The 19198-nt window shown below is 63.4% G+C and carries 16 protein-coding genes; 12 read left to right on the forward strand and 4 right to left on the reverse strand.

Features of this window, described 5'->3' with window-relative positions:
• Positions 1 to 185: 185 nt before the first annotated feature.
• The 6 genes from H5V43_RS02245 to H5V43_RS02270 all read left to right on the forward strand — a co-directional run bounded on the left by H5V43_RS02245 (position 186) and on the right by H5V43_RS02270 (position 6084).
• Positions 186 to 806 (forward strand): HIT domain-containing protein, encoded by a 621-nt coding sequence (locus tag H5V43_RS02245; RefSeq protein WP_157846852.1) that lies wholly within the window; start codon positions 186 to 188, stop codon positions 804 to 806.
• 23 nt (positions 807 to 829) lie between these two features.
• Positions 830 to 1390 carry a hypothetical protein gene (locus H5V43_RS02250; protein WP_025549280.1) on the forward strand — a complete coding sequence of 187 codons (561 nt, stop codon included), beginning with the start codon at positions 830 to 832 and terminating at the stop codon, positions 1388 to 1390.
• 35 nt (positions 1391 to 1425) lie between these two features.
• Complete coding sequence (locus H5V43_RS02255) at positions 1426 to 3891, forward strand: nucleoside triphosphate pyrophosphohydrolase (RefSeq protein ID WP_128830748.1); 2466 nt, start codon at positions 1426 to 1428, stop codon at positions 3889 to 3891.
• Between the two features lie 237 nt (positions 3892 to 4128).
• The gene (locus tag H5V43_RS02260) at positions 4129 to 4899 is read left to right on the forward strand and encodes an NUDIX hydrolase (protein WP_025549278.1); all 771 of its coding nucleotides are present in this window, start codon (positions 4129 to 4131) and stop codon (positions 4897 to 4899) included.
• Positions 4900 to 4902: 3 nt separating this feature from the next.
• Positions 4903 to 5628 carry an extensin-like domain-containing protein gene (locus H5V43_RS02265; RefSeq protein ID WP_025549277.1) on the forward strand — a complete coding sequence of 242 codons (726 nt, stop codon included), beginning with the start codon at positions 4903 to 4905 and terminating at the stop codon, positions 5626 to 5628.
• Between the two features lie 183 nt (positions 5629 to 5811).
• A complete protein-coding gene (locus H5V43_RS02270; RefSeq protein WP_025549276.1) occupies positions 5812 to 6084 on the forward strand; it encodes a DUF4242 domain-containing protein in 273 nt (90 codons plus the stop codon).
• Between the two features lie 90 nt (positions 6085 to 6174).
• On the opposite strand, the gene H5V43_RS02275 is transcribed toward H5V43_RS02270, so the two are convergent.
• On the reverse strand, positions 6175 to 8847 hold the full coding sequence (locus tag H5V43_RS02275) for a coiled-coil domain-containing protein (protein WP_025549275.1): 2673 nt from the start codon (positions 8845 to 8847) through the stop codon (positions 6175 to 6177).
• Positions 8848 to 8927: 80 nt separating this feature from the next.
• Here H5V43_RS02275 and H5V43_RS02280 point away from each other — a divergent pair, with 80 nt between their 5' ends.
• The 4 genes from H5V43_RS02280 to H5V43_RS02295 all read left to right on the forward strand — a co-directional run bounded on the left by H5V43_RS02280 (position 8928) and on the right by H5V43_RS02295 (position 13001).
• Positions 8928 to 9230, forward strand: coding sequence for a hypothetical protein (locus H5V43_RS02280; protein WP_025549274.1), 303 nt, complete (start codon positions 8928 to 8930; stop codon positions 9228 to 9230).
• 78 nt (positions 9231 to 9308) lie between these two features.
• Positions 9309 to 10475, forward strand: coding sequence for a hypothetical protein (locus tag H5V43_RS02285; protein WP_025549272.1), 1167 nt, complete (start codon positions 9309 to 9311; stop codon positions 10473 to 10475).
• 46 nt (positions 10476 to 10521) lie between these two features.
• Positions 10522 to 11619 (forward strand): DUF2336 domain-containing protein, encoded by a 1098-nt coding sequence (locus H5V43_RS02290; protein WP_025549271.1) that lies wholly within the window; start codon positions 10522 to 10524, stop codon positions 11617 to 11619.
• Positions 11619 to 13001, forward strand: coding sequence for a sensor histidine kinase (locus tag H5V43_RS02295; RefSeq protein ID WP_193666740.1), 1383 nt, complete (start codon positions 11619 to 11621; stop codon positions 12999 to 13001). Before H5V43_RS02290 ends, H5V43_RS02295 begins: the two co-directional genes overlap by 1 nt.
• Positions 13002 to 13206: 205 nt before the next feature.
• On the opposite strand, the gene H5V43_RS02300 is transcribed toward H5V43_RS02295, so the two are convergent.
• Together H5V43_RS02300 and gltX are read right to left on the reverse strand one after the other, a co-directional pair.
• Complete coding sequence (locus H5V43_RS02300) at positions 13207 to 14493, reverse strand: citrate synthase (RefSeq protein ID WP_025549270.1); 1287 nt, start codon at positions 14491 to 14493, stop codon at positions 13207 to 13209.
• Between the two features lie 17 nt (positions 14494 to 14510).
• Entirely contained in the window at positions 14511 to 15965 is a 1455-nt protein-coding gene (gltX, locus tag H5V43_RS02305) for a glutamate--tRNA ligase (RefSeq protein ID WP_025549268.1), read from the reverse strand.
• A gap of 47 nt (positions 15966 to 16012) precedes the next feature.
• Between gltX and H5V43_RS02310 the strand changes: the two genes are divergently transcribed.
• Positions 16013 to 18157 carry a ComEC/Rec2 family competence protein gene (locus H5V43_RS02310; protein WP_193666741.1) on the forward strand — a complete coding sequence of 715 codons (2145 nt, stop codon included), beginning with the start codon at positions 16013 to 16015 and terminating at the stop codon, positions 18155 to 18157.
• Here the strand turns inward: H5V43_RS02310 and lexA are convergent.
• A complete protein-coding gene (gene lexA, locus H5V43_RS02315; RefSeq protein WP_025549267.1) occupies positions 18148 to 18834 on the reverse strand; it encodes a transcriptional repressor LexA in 687 nt (228 codons plus the stop codon). The genes H5V43_RS02310 and lexA overlap by 10 nt on opposite strands.
• 153 nt (positions 18835 to 18987) lie before the next feature.
• Between lexA and H5V43_RS02320 the strand changes: the two genes are divergently transcribed.
• Entirely contained in the window at positions 18988 to 19146 is a 159-nt protein-coding gene (locus tag H5V43_RS02320) for a hypothetical protein (RefSeq protein WP_165363390.1), read from the forward strand.
• Positions 19147 to 19198: the final 52 nt, after the last annotated feature.

Consider the following 19198-nt stretch of genomic DNA (forward strand, 5'->3'; position numbering starts at 1 on the left):
GGAGTGATCCGGAAGGGGCTTGCCGCACCCGCTACGTTCGGGGGATAAATCAGGAGTCTTCACCCACCTCGGACCCGATAAAGAACATTTTTGATTCCCAAGCAGAAATTGTTCTTCTAAGGCGCGGGATTCTGGTATCTAGGGCCGCATCTCGTTGCGTCGATGGGAGCTAGGCGGAGATAGAAGTGCATCGTTTCCAAGCTATACTAAGTTCTCATAGTCAGGGCCGGAAGCCGTGGGACAAGATCGTTTGCGAGAGCGAATCGTTCGTTGCATTTCCTTCATTGGGTTCGATGGTCGCGGGGTGGCTGCTCATTGTCCCGCGCCGCCCCCTCCTTAATTTGCGCCTGCTCACGAATGTGGAGCGCAGCGAGTTGCACAATTTTATTTCCACGGTTGTAGCCAAGGTGGACGCATTCCCCGGCAGGGCATACGCCTTTGAGCACGGGAATGATACAATAGGCGGCCCTGTTGGATGCGGTGTCGATCAGGCGCACCTTCATATTGTTCCGCTTGAGTTCGATCTTTTGAAGGCGGCCCGCGAAAAACTTGATGATAACATGCAGTGGACGGATCACGACAACGCAGCTAACTTCGATGCGACTATTCCCGATTTCGGAGAATATGTAAGTATCTGGAGTCCGGGGGACCGCCATGGTCTTACGGGGGTAATGCGTGAGCCTCGGTCCCAGTGGGTTCGACGCGTGATTGCGGAAAAACTCGGCAGGGAACAAGCGTGGGATTACAAGGCGCATCCGGACATTCAGAACCTCACGAAGACTGTGGAGGTGTTTCACACCGCGTAGGGGATGAAGTTCCACAACCGGCTGTGGAACTGACGGATGGCCGTAAGCCCGGCGAATTCGCATCGCGCTATCCGCTTGGTGCATGGGCGCAAATCGGATTTGAGTTCACGTTCCTTTTTGCGGCGTTAGTCGCCGTCGCCTATGTCTTGCTCTCTATCGGAATGTTGGTGGCTGCTGACGCGCCCGCTGATGCAGGGACGCTCCCATTCGGGATAAGTTATCCCAAGGACCGACGCTTTTTGATCTGGCTGTCAATAGCGTTGAGTGGATCGGCAGGAGGAACTGCTTTCGCGTTGAAATGGCTATACCATTCCGTTGCTAAATGGACATGGAACCGAGACCGCATTTTGTGGAGGCTGATTGTGCCCCCGCTATCTGGAGTTTTTGCCGTCTTTGTCGCGTTCATGGTGGCAGCCGAGATCGTTCCCTTTCTGAACGCCAAAGCGTTTGAAAATTTCTATCGCGCTCTTGGGGCGGGCTTCTTGTTAGGATATTTTTCAGACAATGTTCTAGCAGCGCTACAAAATCTCGCAGTTCGCTGGTTCGGGACTGTAGATTCCAAGTTCAAAGGTGGGGACGATTAATCCGTTCTGAAATCGTGAGGTTGCGACGAGGCATTATGGCGGAAGAGGATGTGCTGCGAGAAATCGCACCCCAAATTCTTGCCATTCAAAATGCTCCAGTCGCCCCGGACAGGCGATCTTCTCTTGCCAAGCGTATCGGTAGGAAGGCCGCTGGGTTAGCACTCCTGCCAAGTGAATGGACGCCTCCTTTCATCGTGATTGAAGGGGCTATCTATGAGCGCTGGCGCGATGCATCTCCGGCGCGGGCTGCTGCCTTCATCATCGCTACAGTCGCCGAGATTGCGGCACAGGAGGCAAGGAAATGGGATGCTCGGTGGGATCGGGGAGTTACTGTCCGGTCAAGCGCTACTGAGGAAACACTGAGCGAGCGCGGCTCCAACGACTCTGTTGAACTCGCGGCGGATTATGATGGCGCGATGATTGCACGCGCTATCCTGCAAGTGTTTCAACGTTTCCTTAGTGACGGATCGCCCGGAGCGATGGCTATTGTGGTGCAAGCGCGGGTTCCCCATCTGGCCCTTGGGCACATGTCAAATGAGCAACGAGTTTCCAAAACGATCAATCAGTGGATGTGGGAATATGAACCAGCGGATAAACCCGGCGGGCGTTTCAATTCCCAACGTGACACTCCGCCTGACGAAGCGCTCCAGCTAAGACCATTCGGGCATCGACCCAGCGACTTCACCAAGCTGTTCCGAAAGATAGGGAGGTGGTGCACCCGGTTGCACGCAGGGCGAACCCATCTTGAATGGGGAGCCACTGTGGATGATCTGTGGTTATTTCAACTCGATTTCGAGGAGGATCAGCCAGAGAAAGGGGTCGATCCCACAGCCTTTCTAAGAGACGGTGACTTTCGTCCTCCTGGCGAATTACCGATGGGATCGCCATTTCAGGTAGCGTCGCTGACCGGGCAGGCAGGTTGGCGAAAGATTGACAAGGCCGCCGATTTTTCTGCGGATCGGGCGGGCTATCCGACTTTAATCCATATTACCGGCGACAAGTTTCTTAAAAGCTTTGCTGATGGCTACGATTTTGCGCGCGATTTAGAAGGTTTCGCTCACGGTCGCGTGGTTTGTAGGACGGACTGTAAGGCATCTGGCGTGAGTAGCCTTAATCTTCCTAGAACCCATACTGTCGGTTCTGTCGAAGCAGTGTCGTTCATCACAAAAACTATTAGCGATTTCGGTGCGGCAGGTGTGTCAGCAGAAAACCTTTGCTTCATTCTTCATAAATTCATTCCGTCTGTAACGGCAGCATGGGCAGTGGCCCGCAAAGATAGTCAAATCGTTCGAGTCGATAGCTTGTGGGGCTTGCCGGACGGTCTCCAATATCTCCCGCATGATAGTTATGAATATGACGTCCGCCGCAAGCAGCAGTCCAGCGAACGCTTAAGATATAAACATGCGTTTTTGCAGGAAGCTCCTACAGGGTTATGGGAGGTCGTTCGGGTAGCTCGGCGGGCGACTCGCTGGCGAAGCTTACCTACCCCTGATCTGGCTGAGGTGGCCTTGCGAACTCATGAGATCGCGCATCGCCTTGGGCGCGACATCCAGATCATGTGGTTCTGCCAGGTCCCCGAAGAAACGGGCCTGCAACGGAATATCCCTTGGTTTTCTATGGCTCCGGCAGAGCATTCCCCCAAGGAGCGCAGTGTTTCTCCTGCAAAGAAGCGGTTTGTCATCCGGTCGATGAGCGATTTGGAAAAAGCAGCCGCCCTGAATAAGGCGGGCTATCTTCTCCAATTGGACCCCGACGATCCAGAGCTTTTCCGAAGCCAAGCCTTTCTGGATAAGGTGATCGCGGTTGCAAAAGATCGAGATTTCCCTGTCGGATTGACCGGCTCCATATTGGGCCATGCGTTCTACGTAATCGAAAAGGCCGGTGTCCCTGTCATTGCATTGAACGAGCCGACTAGAAGTCGGACACGGCAAAGGCGGGTGTTCAGAAAGCTCGTTCGGGATGATATTCCGAACAAGATCACCGAGGGCGGCGAAACGGTAACACTGGCGGAGATCGCAAAGGAGGAGGCGCGCGCCGCGCTCGTAGGGAAGCTGCTTGAAGAAAGCTATGAACTTCTCGCTGCCGACACACCGCAGGACGTAACCGCTGAACTCGCAGACCTGCTTGAGGTGGTCCGGTCTCTCGCCAATATCACTGGCGTTGATTGGAGTGATGTTCAGGAAGCAGCCAATCAAAAGCGGGTTTCGCGGGGTGGGTTCGAACGCAATGTGGTTCTTTTGGAAACTGCCTGGCCCGGTTGGCTTGCAGAAAATCGTCAATCTGCCCGGTTTACCATTCCGCTGGGACAGTTGGGCCAGATCAGTGAGCAAGATGGCACTTTTACTGTTCCCTTTCCCTCCCTTCTGGCCGCAGGGCCAAGTCCGATCATTCGTTTGGAGGATGGCACCAGGCTAGAGATCACAATGGGTGGTTCAGGGGTGCGTGTGTCGCCTGTGTCGGAGAAAAATGACGATGAGAAACAGGCGGCCTTTGAGTTCTAACCCAAGCCACTGTCCCTTCTGCCAGTCGGATTGGGAGGAAACAGCACTTCCCCGGTATTTATGTTTGAAAATGCTACACTCAGACGCTATCTAAATGCCTGTAGCAATGCAAATGTTACCTAGGAAATTGAAATAGATAGGGGCGCTGACCGCTCTCCCCCTCGGCTCCACCAATCCCTTCCGGGATTGACCGGAAGGGACTTTACCGCCGGCGATTTCGATGCCTATGGCGGTTTCATGACAGATATGCTTTCCGAAGGCCGCGCCGCTGCGACGGTGGTCATCCTGCGCGACCGCCCGGATGCCGCCGCGGAAATCCTGATGATGGAACGGGCGTCCAGCATGGTCTTCGCCGCGGGCGCGCTGGTCTTTCCCGGTGGCGCGGTGGATGCGGGCGATCATGCTCTTGCAGCGAAGATCGCTGGTGGCCTGCCTCTGGACGAGGCGGCGGCGCGGATCGCCGCCATTCGGGAGACGCTGGAGGAAAGCGGTCTCGCCATTGCCTTCACATCGCCGCTGGCGGCCGATCGGATCGCGGCCATGCGGCAGGCGCTGGGGGCAGGGGCCGGGCTTGGCGACATCCTCAGCGATCATGGGCTGGAAATCGCGCTGGATCGGCTGCTGCCCTTTGCCCGCTGGCACCCCGCGCGCCTGGAGCAGGCGCAGCGGGTGTTCGATACCCGCTTCTACATCGCTGAGGCGCCGGAAGGACAGGCCGCGAGCGTCGATGCCACCGAAAATGTGCAACTGTTCTGGAGCAGCGCAGCGGAAACGCTGGCCCGATGCGACCGGGGCGAGGGGCAGATCATCTTTCCGACGCGGCGCAATCTGGAGCGGCTCGCCCAATTCGGTCGCTTCGATGATCTGGCGGCGCATGCCCTGTCGACCCCGGTCGAGAAGGTGACGCCCTGGTTCGAGGAGAGAAATGGGGAACCGCATCTCTGCATTCCCGATCATCTCGGTTATCCGGTGACGTCGGAACCAATGGGGACGGTCCGGCGTGCTTGAGGCATGCGCCGAATCCACCTCTTCCTGCGCCGCCTTGTCCATGTCGCGGCGGTTCTGAGCCTTTGCCTGATCGGCTATGCCCATGTCAGCCGCCGGCCCCAGAATATCCCCTGGACTCGGCTTGATCTATCCCAGCCGGTCGGCCTCTTCACCGGCCGCAAGCTTGCCTCGCTGACCGGCCGTCCTGCCCAATGCCGCGCCCTGCTGGATCGGGCGGGCATTGCCTATTCCCGCATGAAGCCGGGGGGCGAGGGCCAGTGCGCCCATGCCGACGCCGTGCGGCTGACTCCGGTCAAGGACGCCATCGCATGGGAACCGGCGGCGGTCGCGCCATCCTGTCCGGTTGCGGCGGCGCTCAAGCTCTGGGAATGGCAGGTGGTCCAGCCCGCCGCACGGCGCCATTTCGGCCGCGCGGTTCGGAAGGTCACGCATTTCGGCGCTTATAGCTGCCGCCGCCTCTATGGACGCAGCGCAGGGGATTTCAGCGAGCATGCCACGGCCGACGCCATTGATGTGGCCGGTTTCATCCTGACGGACGGACACCGGATCGGCATTGCGGCAGACTGGAAGGGAGGGGGAAAGGACGCGGATTTTCTGCATGAGGTTCGTGACGGCGCCTGCGGGTTGTTTTCGACCGTCCTTTCGCCCGACTATAATGCCGCACATCGCGATCATCTGCATCTCGATCAGGTGGAACGCGGCGCCTGGGGCGGGCGGGCTTGCCGATGAGGGCCTAGAGCATCGTGCGCAAAAGTGGGAACCGGTTTTGCGTTTAAAACGATGCGACAACAAAAGCTTAGAGCGCGTGGCCTGCGCACGACTTAACGCAGCGCGCTCTAGCCCAATATCGCCCTCGAACAGGGAGCATGAAGGGTCTATGATCCACGCGCCTGTCAGACAGGGGAGGACATCATGCCGCAATTCGTGATCGAACGGGACATGCCCGGCGTCGGCCAATTATCGGGCGAGCAGCTCAAGGGCGCGTCGCAGGGCTCCTGCAATGTGCTGCGCCAGCTGGGCCCGGATATTCAATGGGTTCACAGCTATGTCACCGATGACAAGATCTATTGCGTCTATCGTGCGCCCAGCGAGGAATTGATCCGCCGGCATGCGGACATGGCGGGATTCCCGGCCAACAGCATCGCCCAGATACGCGCGACGATCGATCCGACGACAGCGGACTGAATTTGTCCGGGGCGACGGGGTCCGCTGCGAGGCGCGCATGCTTTTTGACGGCAGCGGGCGATGGCAGAATTATCGCCAGGCTTCGACGACCTATTGCCGCAGTCTTTCGATCGCCTGCGCCAGCGCGACATAGAGCTTGCCCATGTCCGATGAAAGGATCGCAACGCCCAGCGCATTGCCGTCGCGGGCCGACAGGATGATCCGCAGCATCGATTCGAAATCGTGGATGTAGCGGTTCACATGCTCCTGAAATTCAGGATCATTGTCGTAATGCAGGGCGATTTCGCGGGATTCGCCCGCGTCCAGCAGCTTGACCGCGCGGCGGGTGAAGACGCCGCGATCGCCCTTCAGATAGGCTGACCAGGCAGAATCCGTGACATCGTTGGAGAGTATCTTCGATACGTCGATCGCCGTGCTGTTGAGCGATTCGATGATCAGCGCCGACCGTCGGGCGAAATGGTCGCGGTCGCGGTCCTCGGCGGCGCGCTCCGCTTCCTCAATCCGCGCTTCCACGCTGGCGCTGGTGTCCGCGATGGTCAGGAGCTGGCGGGTCAGGCGGTCGGATGCCTGATGCGCGGCCTTCACCGCTTCCTCCGCCACCCTGGCGACCATTTCGATCTGGGCCGTGACCTTTTCGTCGATGGCGCGCTGCATCGCCTGCTCGCTGGCGTCGGCAAGCGCCTCCGCCGCTTCGGGGATGGCGCGGCTGAGCGCCTGGCGGGCGCGTTCGGCCGCCTGATCGGCGGTATCCTTGACGCGGAGCAGGGCGGTGACGAGCAGCGGTCCCGCGCCTTCGGTGATGCGCGTCGCGTCCTGATGCGCGTTGTCGAGCGCGCTGCGCAGCTTCTCCACCAGTTCGCGATTGGCATCCACGCCGCTTTGCGTGCTTTCCAGCCATTCGGTCAGGCGGCGTCCCTGGCCGCGCAGCAATTCCTCGGCCTCCTGCGTGCGCCCGAGCAACGCCTCCGAAATGGCCTCCAGCCGTTCGATCTCCGGCGCGGCGCTGTCGAGCAGGGTGCGGCTGGTCTCGATCCGGCCGTTGAAGCGCTGGAGCGCGGCAGGAAAGGTTTCGTCGAGTTCGCGCACGCTGGAATCAAGCGCGACCATCAGCGTCTCCGCACTGCCGATCAGCTTTTCGGCGGTCAGGCCGCCAGCCCCCAGGGCGGCATCGATGCGCTGCGTTTCGGCGGTCAGGCGCGACAACGCTTCGGTCAACCGCTCATTGCGGGCGAGCGCGGACTGTTCCATCGCCGCAAAGCGCGACTGCGCGGAATCGACCGCATCGTCCAGGCTGCTTTGCAGGCCCGATACAAGCGTGCGCTGGCCTTCGACCAGATCGTTGATCTGGTGCAGGCGGTTTTCGATCTCGCCCACATGATCCGCTATACTGGTGACGGTCTCATCCCCGATGGCGGCGATGCTGTCGCGCGACCGGGCGATGAGCGCCTCCAGCGCCGCGCCATGGCGGGCGATGCCGTCGTCGGTCAGCCTGATGCCTTCATGGGTCTGCGCAATAGCCGCTTCCACCCGCCGGCGCAGTTCGGCCTCCACGGTTTCGGTGTCGCGCGCCAGGGTGGAGAGGGCGGATTGGCTGGTGGCAGCAATGCCGGCCTGCGCACCCTCGATCAGCGCCTTCAGCGACGCGGCCTGCGCGGTCAGATTGGCGTCGACCGCCGCCATGGTTTCCTGCGCGCGCCCATGGGTGGTTTCCAGACGGTGCAGCACGTCGATCTCGACGCGGTTCAATTCCTGCGTCAGCAGGGCGATGACCGACTGGGTGGTCTCCGCTATTTCCGACTTGGTGCGATCGGTAAGGCCGGTCAGCACGATCGACTTCTGCTCGATGTCGAGCCAGCTCTCCTCCATCGCCTTGCGCGCGCTCAGGGTCGTCGCCTCGATCCGGCCCGAAGCGACATCGGCCATGCCGGTCACTTCCTGCGTGGCCGAACGCGTGGTTTCCTGAAGCTCGATAAGCTGGCTCGAAAGGCTCTTGGTTGCCGAAAGCGTGCGGCTGCGGGCATCGTCCGACAATTCGCCCAATGCATGCAGCCGAGCCTCCAACATGTCGATGCGTTCCGACAGGGCGTGGCCATTGTCGATGATCTGCGCGGACATGCGCGTCGCGCGATCCTCCAGCTCCGGGATGGAGGCGACCAGCGCTTCCATCCGCTGGACGAGCGCCAGCCCGGCGCGCTCGGCGGACTCGGCGCGTTCGGCGGTGCTGTTGGCGCGGCTTGCGATCAGTTCGGCCGACGCCTCCATATTGCTGCTGGCGGCGGCGCCATAGCTGTCGAGCAGTTCCGCCTGATCCTGCATGCTCTGGCGTGCGGTTTCCAACTGGCCGGCGATTCGGGCGACGCGCAGCTCCAGCAGTTCCGCCTCGGTCCTGAGCGCGCGGGCGGTGTCGAGATAGCGGCGGGCTTCGCTGCGGCTGTTCCGCAGCAGCAGCAGATAACAGACGCCGAGCAGGATGAGCGGGACCAGGATGGTCGCGACCAGCCCCGGCCACGCCGCGGGCCCGGCGCGCCATTGTCCGGAGGACAGCGTCGCCCAACCGGCAAAGCCGATCCAGCCAAAGCCGGCGGCGGGAAATGCCCATGTCGCGGCGCGCATCCCATGCTCGCCGCTTTCCGCAGGCACGCCCTCATCCTCCAGGTCAAGAACGGCCTGTTTCAAAAGCAAGGCGTCGTCTGCCTGCGCCGTATCATCGGTCGCTGCGTCCTTGTCCCGCCAGAATTCGACGATTGTGCTGCCCCCATTCATGCGTCCTATCCTAGCAGCTTTTGCGCGCACGAAAATGCCCTGTTACCAAAACTTAACGCAAGCCAGATAGCGTTGACCCCATGTCCTATGATCCAGGCGCCCTGAATGCCGCTCTTGCCGCCGCTGTCGGTGACGACAGACCGTTGATCGAGGATCTGCGCGTCGCCTTCATGGAAAGCGCGGAGCGGCAGGTCGATCTGCTGGGGCGGTCGCGATGCGATGCGAACTGGCAGCTTGCCGCCTGGCGGCTGAAGGGGCTGGCGGCCAGTTTCGGCCTCACCGGCCTGATGGCGATGGCCGATGAAGCGGCCGACGCGGCGCCGGGCGACCCACGCATATTGCGGCGCTTGCGTGCCGCGCTTGACGATCTTGCGCAGCGTTGAGGCGTGAGGCTGCTTGCGTGATTGCCTCCGCCTTGTAACAAGGTGGGCTGAACAACGATCGGGTCGGTTTCAACACGCATGACTTTTGCGGCTATTCTCAGCGCGAGCCGGGCCGGCGGCGATTCGGCCGGGTCGCTGCGCGCCAGCCTGCATTTCGCCGGGCAGACGCTGGTCGAATATCAGGCGCGGCAGGCGGTGCGCGCGGGCGCCGACCGGGTGATGATCCTGGTCAGCGTCATCACGCCCGCCTTGTCGCAGGCCGTCGACCGGCTGTCGGCGGACGGCATCGCCGTCGCGCTGGTCCGCGACATGGTGTCGATGGTGCGCGATGCGCCCCGCGACGCGGACACGCTGCTCGTCGCGGATGGGGCGATCATCGGACAGGGTTATTTCGAGGCGATGGCCGCTCAGCAGGGCGATGCGCTGCTGGTGGCGGACGACAGCAGGGCTAGCGCGCCGTTTGAACGGATCGATGCCGGACAGCGCTGGGCCGGCCTGGTCCGGGTCAGTCCGGACCTGCTGTTCAACACGCTCGACATGATCGGGGACTGGGATCTGGCGCTGACCCTGGTGCGGGGCGCGGTGCAGGCCGGCGCACGCCGGATCACCGTGCCGCAGGACGACCTGATGGAAGGGCGCGTCGCGCTGGTGGAGACGCAGGAGCAGGCGGACCTGGCCGCTCAGGCGGTGCTTTCCGGCGGGCCGCGGCTTCGGCGCGTCAGGGGTGCGGCCGAACAATATCTGCTGGGCCCGGCCGCCCGGTTGATCAGCCCGGCGCTGATGCGCATGCAGGTTCCGGCGCTGCAGGTGCGGATCGCCGCCATGGCGCTGGGTGCGATTGCGCTGGTGCCGATCGAACTGCTGTGGACAGGGACGGGCTTCTGCCTGTTGCTGCTGTCGCTGTTGCTGGCGGAAACCGCGGATCGGCTGGACGAGATGGCGCTGCGGCCATTGCCCATGGGCTGGATGGCCTTTATCGCGCCGGCCTTCGCGCTTGGCGGGATCGCGCTCGCGGGCGGAGGAACGACGGCGGCCTATCTGGCGCTGATGCTGGCGATCATCCAGATGGCGGATCGCTGGCAGAAAACCGGGCCGTTGCGGCCGTGGATGATCTTTACGCCCGCCGGCGCGCTCATTCCCCTGCTGCTGGCGTCGCTAGCCGGGGCGCTGGGGCCGATGTTCGACCTGACGACGCTGTGCGCCATCGGGTCGCTTGGAACGATGATCCTGCTCCGCCGGAATTGAGCGATTTTGCTCGTTACGGTTTAGTGCATTTTAACGACGTGCCATTATGCTGGCCGGCATGAGCGCCTTTTCGTCCCTGATCGGACCGACCCGGGCGGACTGCTGGCCGATGGCGCAAGTCATGGCGGGCATGTCCGCCGTGCCTGTCGGCCATGCCATTGATCTGGCGTTTTTCTTTCCTGACGACGGGCGGGAGCGGCACGACGCTCTGGTGGCGGAGACCCGGCGGCATCTTGGCGGATGCCTGACCGCAATGGAGATCGGATTGCGTCTGGCGCTGGAGGATAGGCCGGAAATCGCGGCGGCGTTGGCGCAATGGCCGCAACCCGTTTGCTGGCCGACGCTGCGCGCGCAGCCGACCCTGTTGGGGCCGGCGCTGCTCGCCCATATGCAGATGCGGGGCGGGATCAGCCTGATGCTGCGCCAGTTCGGCGGGCCCGATGGCGGTTCGGGCAGCGAATCGGAGGCGGAGTCGCTCTTTCCCGCCGACGATCCCGCCTTGGGCGAAGCGCTTGCCGCGCTGATGCTGGCGGAAGGGCGCTGGCTGATGACCGCGGCGGAGGATCAGCCGATGCAGCCCGATCTGCCAGCCGGCTTCTTTGCGGAACTGCTGTGGACGGCGGCCGCCTGCCTGGCCGCGATCGTCCAGCGGAGCGGCCTGATCGAAGCGGAAGCGGTGGTGCCGCTGGTCGAAGCCGCGGCGCAACGCCAACTGATCCGGCATGACGAGGCGCAAGGGCCTATCGCGGCGGCGGACAGGCTGGTCCATCAATTGGGCGAGCGCGCCGATGCGCCCGAACTGATGGCCGCCGCGTTGCAGCACAGGCATTTCCTGCTGTTCGCCGCGCTTGCCGGGCGCCGGTTGCGGATGGAGAGCGCGCAGGTCGCGGACATCCTGGTCATAGGTCCGGTGGGGCAGGTTGCCGCTCTATGCCGGGCGCTCGGGGGATCGGACAGCGACTACCGGCAATTGTTGCTGGCATTGCGGCCGGTGCGGCCTTCCTTGTCCGATGCGACCATCGTCAGGGAAGCCATGCGCTATCAGGAATTGAGCGTAACGCAGGCTGACGCGACGGTGGGCGCCCTGCGCGCGCCTGCCGCGCTGCGGGTCAAGCTGGATCATCTGCGGCGGATCGCCGGTTGATGAACATGCCCGCGCATCCCGCCATCATCCGGGCGACGGTTGCTGCGGATGGCCGGCTGCTGAGTGCGGATGCACCCGTGCTGGCCCTTCAGCAGGAGGCGGGCGGCGATCTCGGCAGCGCGCTGGCGGTCCCGCAATTGGCGGCGATGGCGCGGCTGGCGGCGCATCTGGGCATTGCCCTGTCCCGCCCGGTCGTGGCCGCGGCGGAGCGTGGTGACATCGACATGTGGGTGCGTGCCAAGCCCGAGGCCGAACGGGTGCAGCTTTCCATCATCGACTGGCATGAGCGGCAGGCGGTTGCGGCGCCGCTGGATCTGGCGCGGCGAGAGACCGACATCGCTGCCCTGTCCGACGGCTGGACGTGGCAGATCGACACCCAGTTGCGCTTCCAGATGGTGCATGAGGGGTTGGGCGGCGAGGGCGCATTGCCATCCGCCCCGCCTTTGCCGGGCAGCCGCTTCACGAGCTATTTCGAATTGCGCCCGGATGCCGAAGGCGACCTGGCGATCCTGCGCGGCTTCGCGCAGCGGCGCGCCTTTCGCGATCAGGTGGCGGGATTGACGAGCGATCCGGCGCAGCGCTTCATGCTGTCGGGCTTTCCGATGTTCGATCTCGCGGGTCAGTTGGTGGGTTATCGCGGCAAGGCTTTGCCCGTCGACCGCGCGGTGACGGCGCCGCTCGCCACGCCGGAACCGCTGCCATTCTATCCCGCCGAGTTCGGGAAGAGGCTGGACCGATCTTTGCGACGGCCTTTGGGACGGATCATCGCCAATGCGGATTCGATCGGCGCGCAACTGGAGGGGCCGTTGCGGCCGGACTATCTGGGCTATGCCAGCGACATTTCGGCGGCGGGGCGTCATCTGATGGCGCTGATCGACGATCTGGCGGACCTGCAGGCGATCGACCGGCCGGATTTCAGCGTGACCGCGGAAGAGATCGATCTGGCCGATGTCGGGCGGCGGGCCGCCGGGCTGTTCCTCGTAAAGGCGCAGGATCGGGGGATCAGCATCCTCGCCCCTGCGCTGACGGTCGCGGAGCCGGCCATCGGTGAATTTCGCCGCGCCTTGCAGATCCTGATGAACCTTGTAGGCAACGCCGTGCGCTATGCGCCCGAAGGGTCTGCCGTTCGGATAGAGACAGGGCGGTCCGACGGCGAGGCCTGGATCGCGGTGCTGGACCAGGGCGATGGCATAGCCGCCGACAGCAGGGAGCGCATCTTCGACAAGTTCGAGCGACTGGGCCGCAGCGACGCGGGCGGCAGCGGCCTTGGCCTCTACATTTCGCGGCGTCTGGCGTGCGCCATGGGCGGCGACATCCGTATCGACGACGCGCCCGAAGGCGGGGCGCGGTTCACGCTGCTGCTTCCGGCTTTGGGCGTATAGCGGACATCGATATTCGGTCTGGGTAAACCGTGCTCCTGCCAAGGAGGAGCACGGATCAGACGGGGCAATGATCCCTTGAAGCGAGGACCGGGTTCCCGCCTGTGCGGGAGCATGGGGTACTCCCTGTCAGCAACCGGCCAACTCCCCGCCAAATAAAAGCGGCGCCCAAACGGACGCCGCTTCCCTGCCTTATTGCCAGTGCAGACTAGCGCTTGTCGACGGGGACATAATCGCGCTGGGCCGGGCCGGTGTAGAGCTGGCGCGGACGGCCGATCTTCTGCGCAGGGTCGGAGATCATTTCGTTCCACTGCGCGACCCAGCCGACGGTGCGGGCAAGGGCGAAGAGCACGGTGAACATCTCGGTCGGGAAACCGATGGCCGAGAGGATCACGCCCGAATAGAAGTCGACATTCGGATAGAGCTTCTTTTCGATGAAATAAGGATCGTGAAGCGCGATCTGCTCCAGTTCCTTCGCCACGTCGAAGATCGGATCGTCGACGCCCAGCTTCGCCAGGACATCCTTCGCGGTCTTCTGCATCACGGTCGCGCGCGGATCGTAATTCTTGTAGACGCGATGGCCGAAGCCCATCAGGCGGAACGGATCGTCCTTGTTCTTGGCGCGGGCGATATATTCCGGAATGCGGTCGACGGTGCCGATTTCGCGCAGCATGTTGAGCGCGGCTTCGTTGGCGCCGCCATGCGCCGGACCCCAGAGGCAGGCGATGCCCGCCGCGATGCACGCGAAGGGGTTGGCGCCGGACGAGCCGGCCAGACGCACGGTCGATGTCGACGCGTTCTGTTCATGGTCGGCGTGCAGCGTGAAGATCTTGTCCATCGCGTCGACGACGACCGGATCGATGACATATTCCTCCGCCGGGACCGAGAAGGTCATGTTCAAGAAGTTGGCGGTGTAGCTGAGGTCGTTGCGCGGATAGACGAAGGGCTGGCCCACCGAATATTTATACGCCATCGCCGCGATCGTCGGCATCTTGGCGATCAGGCGGTGGCTGGCGATCTTGCGCTGTTCCGGATCGTTGATGTCGGTGGAGTCGTGATAGAAGGCCGAGAGCGCGCCGACCACGCCGCACATGATCGCCATCGGGTGGGCATCGCGGCGGAAACCGCGGTAGAAGGTGGTGAGCTGCTCATGCACCATGGTGTGGCGCGTGATGGTGCGCGTGAAATCCTCCAGTTCCTTCTTCGAGGGCAGTTCGCCGTTGAGGAGGAGGTAGGACACTTCCATGAAGCTCGACTGTTCGGCAAGCTGGTCGATCGGATAGCCGCGATGCAGCAGCACACCGGCGTCGCCGTCGATATAGGTCAGGCCCGAATCGCAGCTCGCGGTCGAAGTGAAGCCGGGGTCGTAGGTAAACATGCCGGTGTTGGCGTAGAGCTTGCGAACGTCGATGACCTGCGGTCCGACCGTGCCGTTCAGAATGGCATAGTCTTTCGCGTTGCCGTCGACGCTCAAAGTGGCATTGTTATCCGACATGGTATTCTCCTGATACTTCAATTGGCCGATGCGTGCCTCACAGCGGCCAATCGTTCCAAGCTCTCCGTCTTCCCCAGAAGGAAAAGGACGTCGAAAATTCCCGGCGAAACCGTGCGACCGGTCAGCGCCGCGCGCAAAGGCTGCGCGACCTTTCCAAGCCCGAGGCCGGCATCCTCTGCCACGCGGCGAATGGCTTCTTCGATCGCTTCGACCGTCCAGGACTGGACGGGTGCAAGAGCGTCGGCTGTCTGTCCCAGCAGCGCGCGTGCGGAATCGTCTAGCAGAGCAAGCGCCTTCTCGTCAAAATCGAGCGGGCAATTTTTGAACAAGAATTCGGCGCCCTCCGCAATTTCGTTAAGTGTCCTGGCGCGCGGCTTGAGCGACGGCATGGCCTCTGCAAGCCGTTTCTCGCCATCCTCCGGCAGGTCGATGTTCAACCTCGCCGCAACCCTTGGCGCGACCAGCGCGGCAAGGCGTGCGTCATCCGCCTCGCGCAGATAATGGCCGTTCAGATTCTCCAGCTTCTTGATGTCGAAGCGAGAGGGTGAGCGGCCGACACCTGAAATATCAAAGAGTTCCACCGCACGCTCGCGGGAGATGATCTCCTCGTCGCCATGGCCCCAGCCGAGTCGCAGCAGATAGTTGAACACCGCTTCGGGCAGCATGCCCAACTCGTCGCGATAGGCATCGACGCCAAGCGCGCCGTGCCGCTTGGACAGCTTCGCGCCGTCGGCCCCATGGATCAGCGGGATATGGGCGTAGATGGGCTCTTCCCAATTCATCGCCTTTATGATGCCTAGCTGGCGGAACGCATTGTTGAGATGGTCGTCGCCGCGAATGACATGGGTGACGCCCATGTCATGGTCGTCGACCACCACCGCCAGCATATAGGTGGGCGTGCCGTCCGAACGCAGCAGGATCATGTCGTCCAGCTCCGCATTCTGGACGACGACGCGGCCCTGCACGGCGTCCTCGATCACCGTCTCGCCTTCGCGCGGCGCTTTCAGGCGGATGACGAAGGGCGCGCCTTCCGGGGCTTCGGAGGGATCGCGGTCCCGCCACCGCCCGTCATAGCGCATCGGCTGCTTGGCGGCGCGCTGCCGCTCGCGCAGTTCCGCCAGTTCCTCGGGTGTCGCATAGCAGCGATAGGCATGGCCGGAGGCGAGCATCTGGTTCGCCACTTCGGCATGGCGCGGCGTGCGCTCGAACTGGAAAACCGCCGGTTCGTCGCCGCCCAGCCCCAGCCATTCCAGCCCGTCGAAGATCGCGGCGACCGCTTCCTCGGTGGAGCGGGCCCGGTCGGTGTCCTCGATCCGCAGCAGGAACTTGCCGCCGTGATGACGCGCGAACAGCCAGTTGAATAGCGCGGTGCGCGCGCCGCCGATGTGAAGAAAACCGGTAGGCGACGGCGCAAAACGGGTTACTACCTGCTTGTTCGAACCTGTAGCACTCACCGTTTCATTCCCTGCCATTCGCCCGGATACCACCCGACCCATCCATGATCGCGACGCCCCCTAGCATGGCTTTCGAGCCACGACAAACCTCCGTTGTCAGTTCGGCCCGGGGGAAAGCAGCGCGGATTTGGCGCGGCGTGGAGCTGTGGCTGGAGGAGGAGCGCGAACGGTTGCCGCTATGGGTTCCGGTCGCCCTGGCTGCGGGAATCGCGGCCTGGTTCCTTCTGCCTAATCGGCTGGAATGGCTGGCCTTTTGCTGCGTGACGCTTGCGGTTGCCTGCGCCGCGCTGCTTTTGCCGCCCGGTGGCCGGGTGCGTCAGGCGATCGTCGTCGGTGGCATTCTTGCCTGTGCCGGGTGCCTGCTGGTCTGGGGGAAAGCGACGATCGTCGGATCGCCGCCCCTCGACCGCCCGGCCTTCATCTCGCTGAAGGGGGAGGTCCGGTCGGTCGAAAGGCTGCCCGCGCAGCACATGAGTCGCGTGCTGGTCCGGCCTGTCGGCGTGCCTGCCCTGCCGCCCCTGGTGCGCGTCAATCTTGACGATGCGTCGATGCCGCCGGGCGTCGGGGAGGGAGCCATCATAGCCTTCCGCACAAGGCTGATGCCGCCTGCGCCGCCCAGCCTGCCGGGCGGCTATGATTTTGCGCGGCGCGCCTATTTCGAGGGCGTCGGCGCGACCGGGCGTGTGCTGCCGCCGGTCACGGTCCTGCGGCCGGCCACGGCCGGCCCCCGGTTGAGGGCGCGTCTGTTCGAGCATATCCTGGAGCGCGTTCCGGGACAGGGCGCCGGCATCGCCGCTGCCCTGGCCACCGGCGATCAGGGCGCGATCGCGCAGGCAGATGCGGAGGCGATGCGGCGGAGCGGCCTTGCGCATCTGCTGTCGATCAGCGGTCTGCATGTCACGGCCCTGATCGCTGCGGTGATCTTCCTGTTGATGCGGCTGATGGCGCTCAGCCGCCGGGCGGCTCTCGACTGGCCGCTGATGCTGCTGGCCGCGGGCGGCGGCGCTCTGGCGGGCATCGGCTATACGCTTCTGACCGGCGCAGAGGTGCCGACCGTGCGATCCTGCGTCGCTGCCCTGCTTGTGCTGGGCGGACTGGCGATGGGGCGGGACGCGATCACGCTCAGGCTCGTGGCGGCGGGGGCGCTGGTGGTGCTGATCCTCTGGCCAGAAGCACTGGTGGGGCCGAGCTTCCAGATGAGCTTCGCGGCTGTGATAGCCCTGGTGTCGCTAGGCGAGCATCCGGCCTTCCGCGCCTTTCTCGCGCCGCGTGACGAAGGGGTATGGCGCCGGATCGGGCGCAATCTTGCGGGCATGCTGGCGACCGGCCTGGCCGTGGAGCTGGTGCTGGCGCCGATCGCGCTGTTCCATTTCCACAAGGCGGGCATGTTGGGATCGATCGCCAATCTGGTGGCCATACCGCTTACGACGCTGGTGGTCATGCCGCTGGAGGCGACGGCCTTGCTGTTGGACCTAGGCGGGTGGGGTGCGCCCTTCTGGTGGCTTGCCGCGCGATCGATCGACCTGCTGTTGCTGATTGCCCATGGCGTGGCATCCAGCCCTTGGGCGGTGGTTCTGGCGCCCGCCCAGTCGGGCGTAGTGTTCGGCCTGATGCTGCTGGGCATGCTGTGGTGCCTGCTATGGCGAAGCCGGTGGCGCTGGGCGGGTCTGATGCCCGTGACCACCGGCGTCATGATGGTGCTGACCAGCCCGATGCCCGCCATATTGATAAGCGGGGACGGCCGGCATGTCGCGGTGCGCACTGCCGATGGCGGCATGGCGATGCTGCGGGCTCGCGCCGGCGGCTATGCGCGCGACGTCATGGCGGAAAGCGCGGGTTATGACGGTACCTTGCAGGCATTGACGGCGCTGCCCCAGGCTCGCTGTTCTCCCGATCTATGCGCCGTTCGCCTGAAGGGAGGGGGCCGGAACTGGAACCTGTTGCTGACGCGAAGCAGCGTGAGGATCGATAATGCGATACTGGCGCGGGATTGCGCCTATTCAGACATCGTCGTCAGCGACCGCCGCCTGCAGGGCGCCTGTCGCCCACGCTGGCTGAAGGTGGATCGACGCTTCCTCGCCAGGACGGGTGGCCTGACCATCGATCTGGACCATGGCACCATGCGCAGCGCGAAGGCGTGGCATGATGAGCACCCCTGGGTCGCGCGGCCTTCCAGCCGGCCGCGCGAATACAGGAAGCATCAGTTATAGCGGCGCAGCAACCCTGCCAGCTTGCCCTGGATGCGGACCTGCCGAGGGTCGTAGATCTGCGGTTCATAGGCGCTGTTGGCGGGATCGAGCCGGACCTTCGGACCCTCACGCCGGAAATATTTCAGCGTCGCTTCATTTTCGTCGATCAGGGCGACCACGATCTGCCCCTCGCGCGCGACGTCGGTGCGCTGGATAAGCGCGAAATCGCCGTCCAGAATGCCCGCTTCGACCATTGAATCCCCCGCCACTTCCAGCGCATAATGATCCCCGGTGCCCAGCAGCGCGGCGGGAACGGAAAGCATGTTCTGCCCCTCCAGCGCCTCGATCGGCACGCCCGCCGCGATCCGGCCGTGCAGCGGAATCTCCAATATGTCGTTGGCGGCGACCGGGGGCCTGCTGGCCGCTGGACCGGGCGTCAGCGGCGGCTTGGCAGGCACGACGACCTTGGGAGCGCGATGCATGGCATCGGGCAGTTTGAGCACTTCCAGTGCGCGGGCGCGATTGGGCAGGCGGCGGATGAAGCCGCGTTCCTCCAACGCATTGATCAGGCGGTGGATGCCGGATTTGGACCGCAGGTCCAGCGCTTCCTTCATCTCCTCGAAAGAGGGGGATACGCCTCCCTCCTCCAGCCGGGTCTGAATGAAGCTCAGCAATTCCTGTTGCTTGGGTGTCAACATCTCGCCTTGCCCTCCTTGGAACGGATGGAGAACGCATAGGAAACGGAACGGGGCAAGTCAAGCGCCTAACCGTTGGGCGCTTTTGCTGGAACGCGGAAGGCCGCAGGCCGTTTAACGCCTGCCTTCCACGAAGAAGGTGAATAGGAGAGAAAGATGGCCAACCAGAACAACCAGGGCGGCGGTCAACGTCGCGACCAGCAGGGCGGCGACCGCTCCAGCCAGGGTGGACGCCAGCAGCAGCAGGAAGACCGGCAGGGCCAGATGGGCGATGAACGCCGTCAGGACAAGTCGCCCGGCAAGCAGCAGCGCTGAAGGAACGGCGGCGGTCCAGCATGGCTGACATCGCCGCCATCCGTCAGGACTG

Source organism: Sphingobium fuliginis (assembly GCF_015074805.1).
Classification (GTDB): domain Bacteria; phylum Pseudomonadota; class Alphaproteobacteria; order Sphingomonadales; family Sphingomonadaceae; genus Sphingobium; species Sphingobium fuliginis.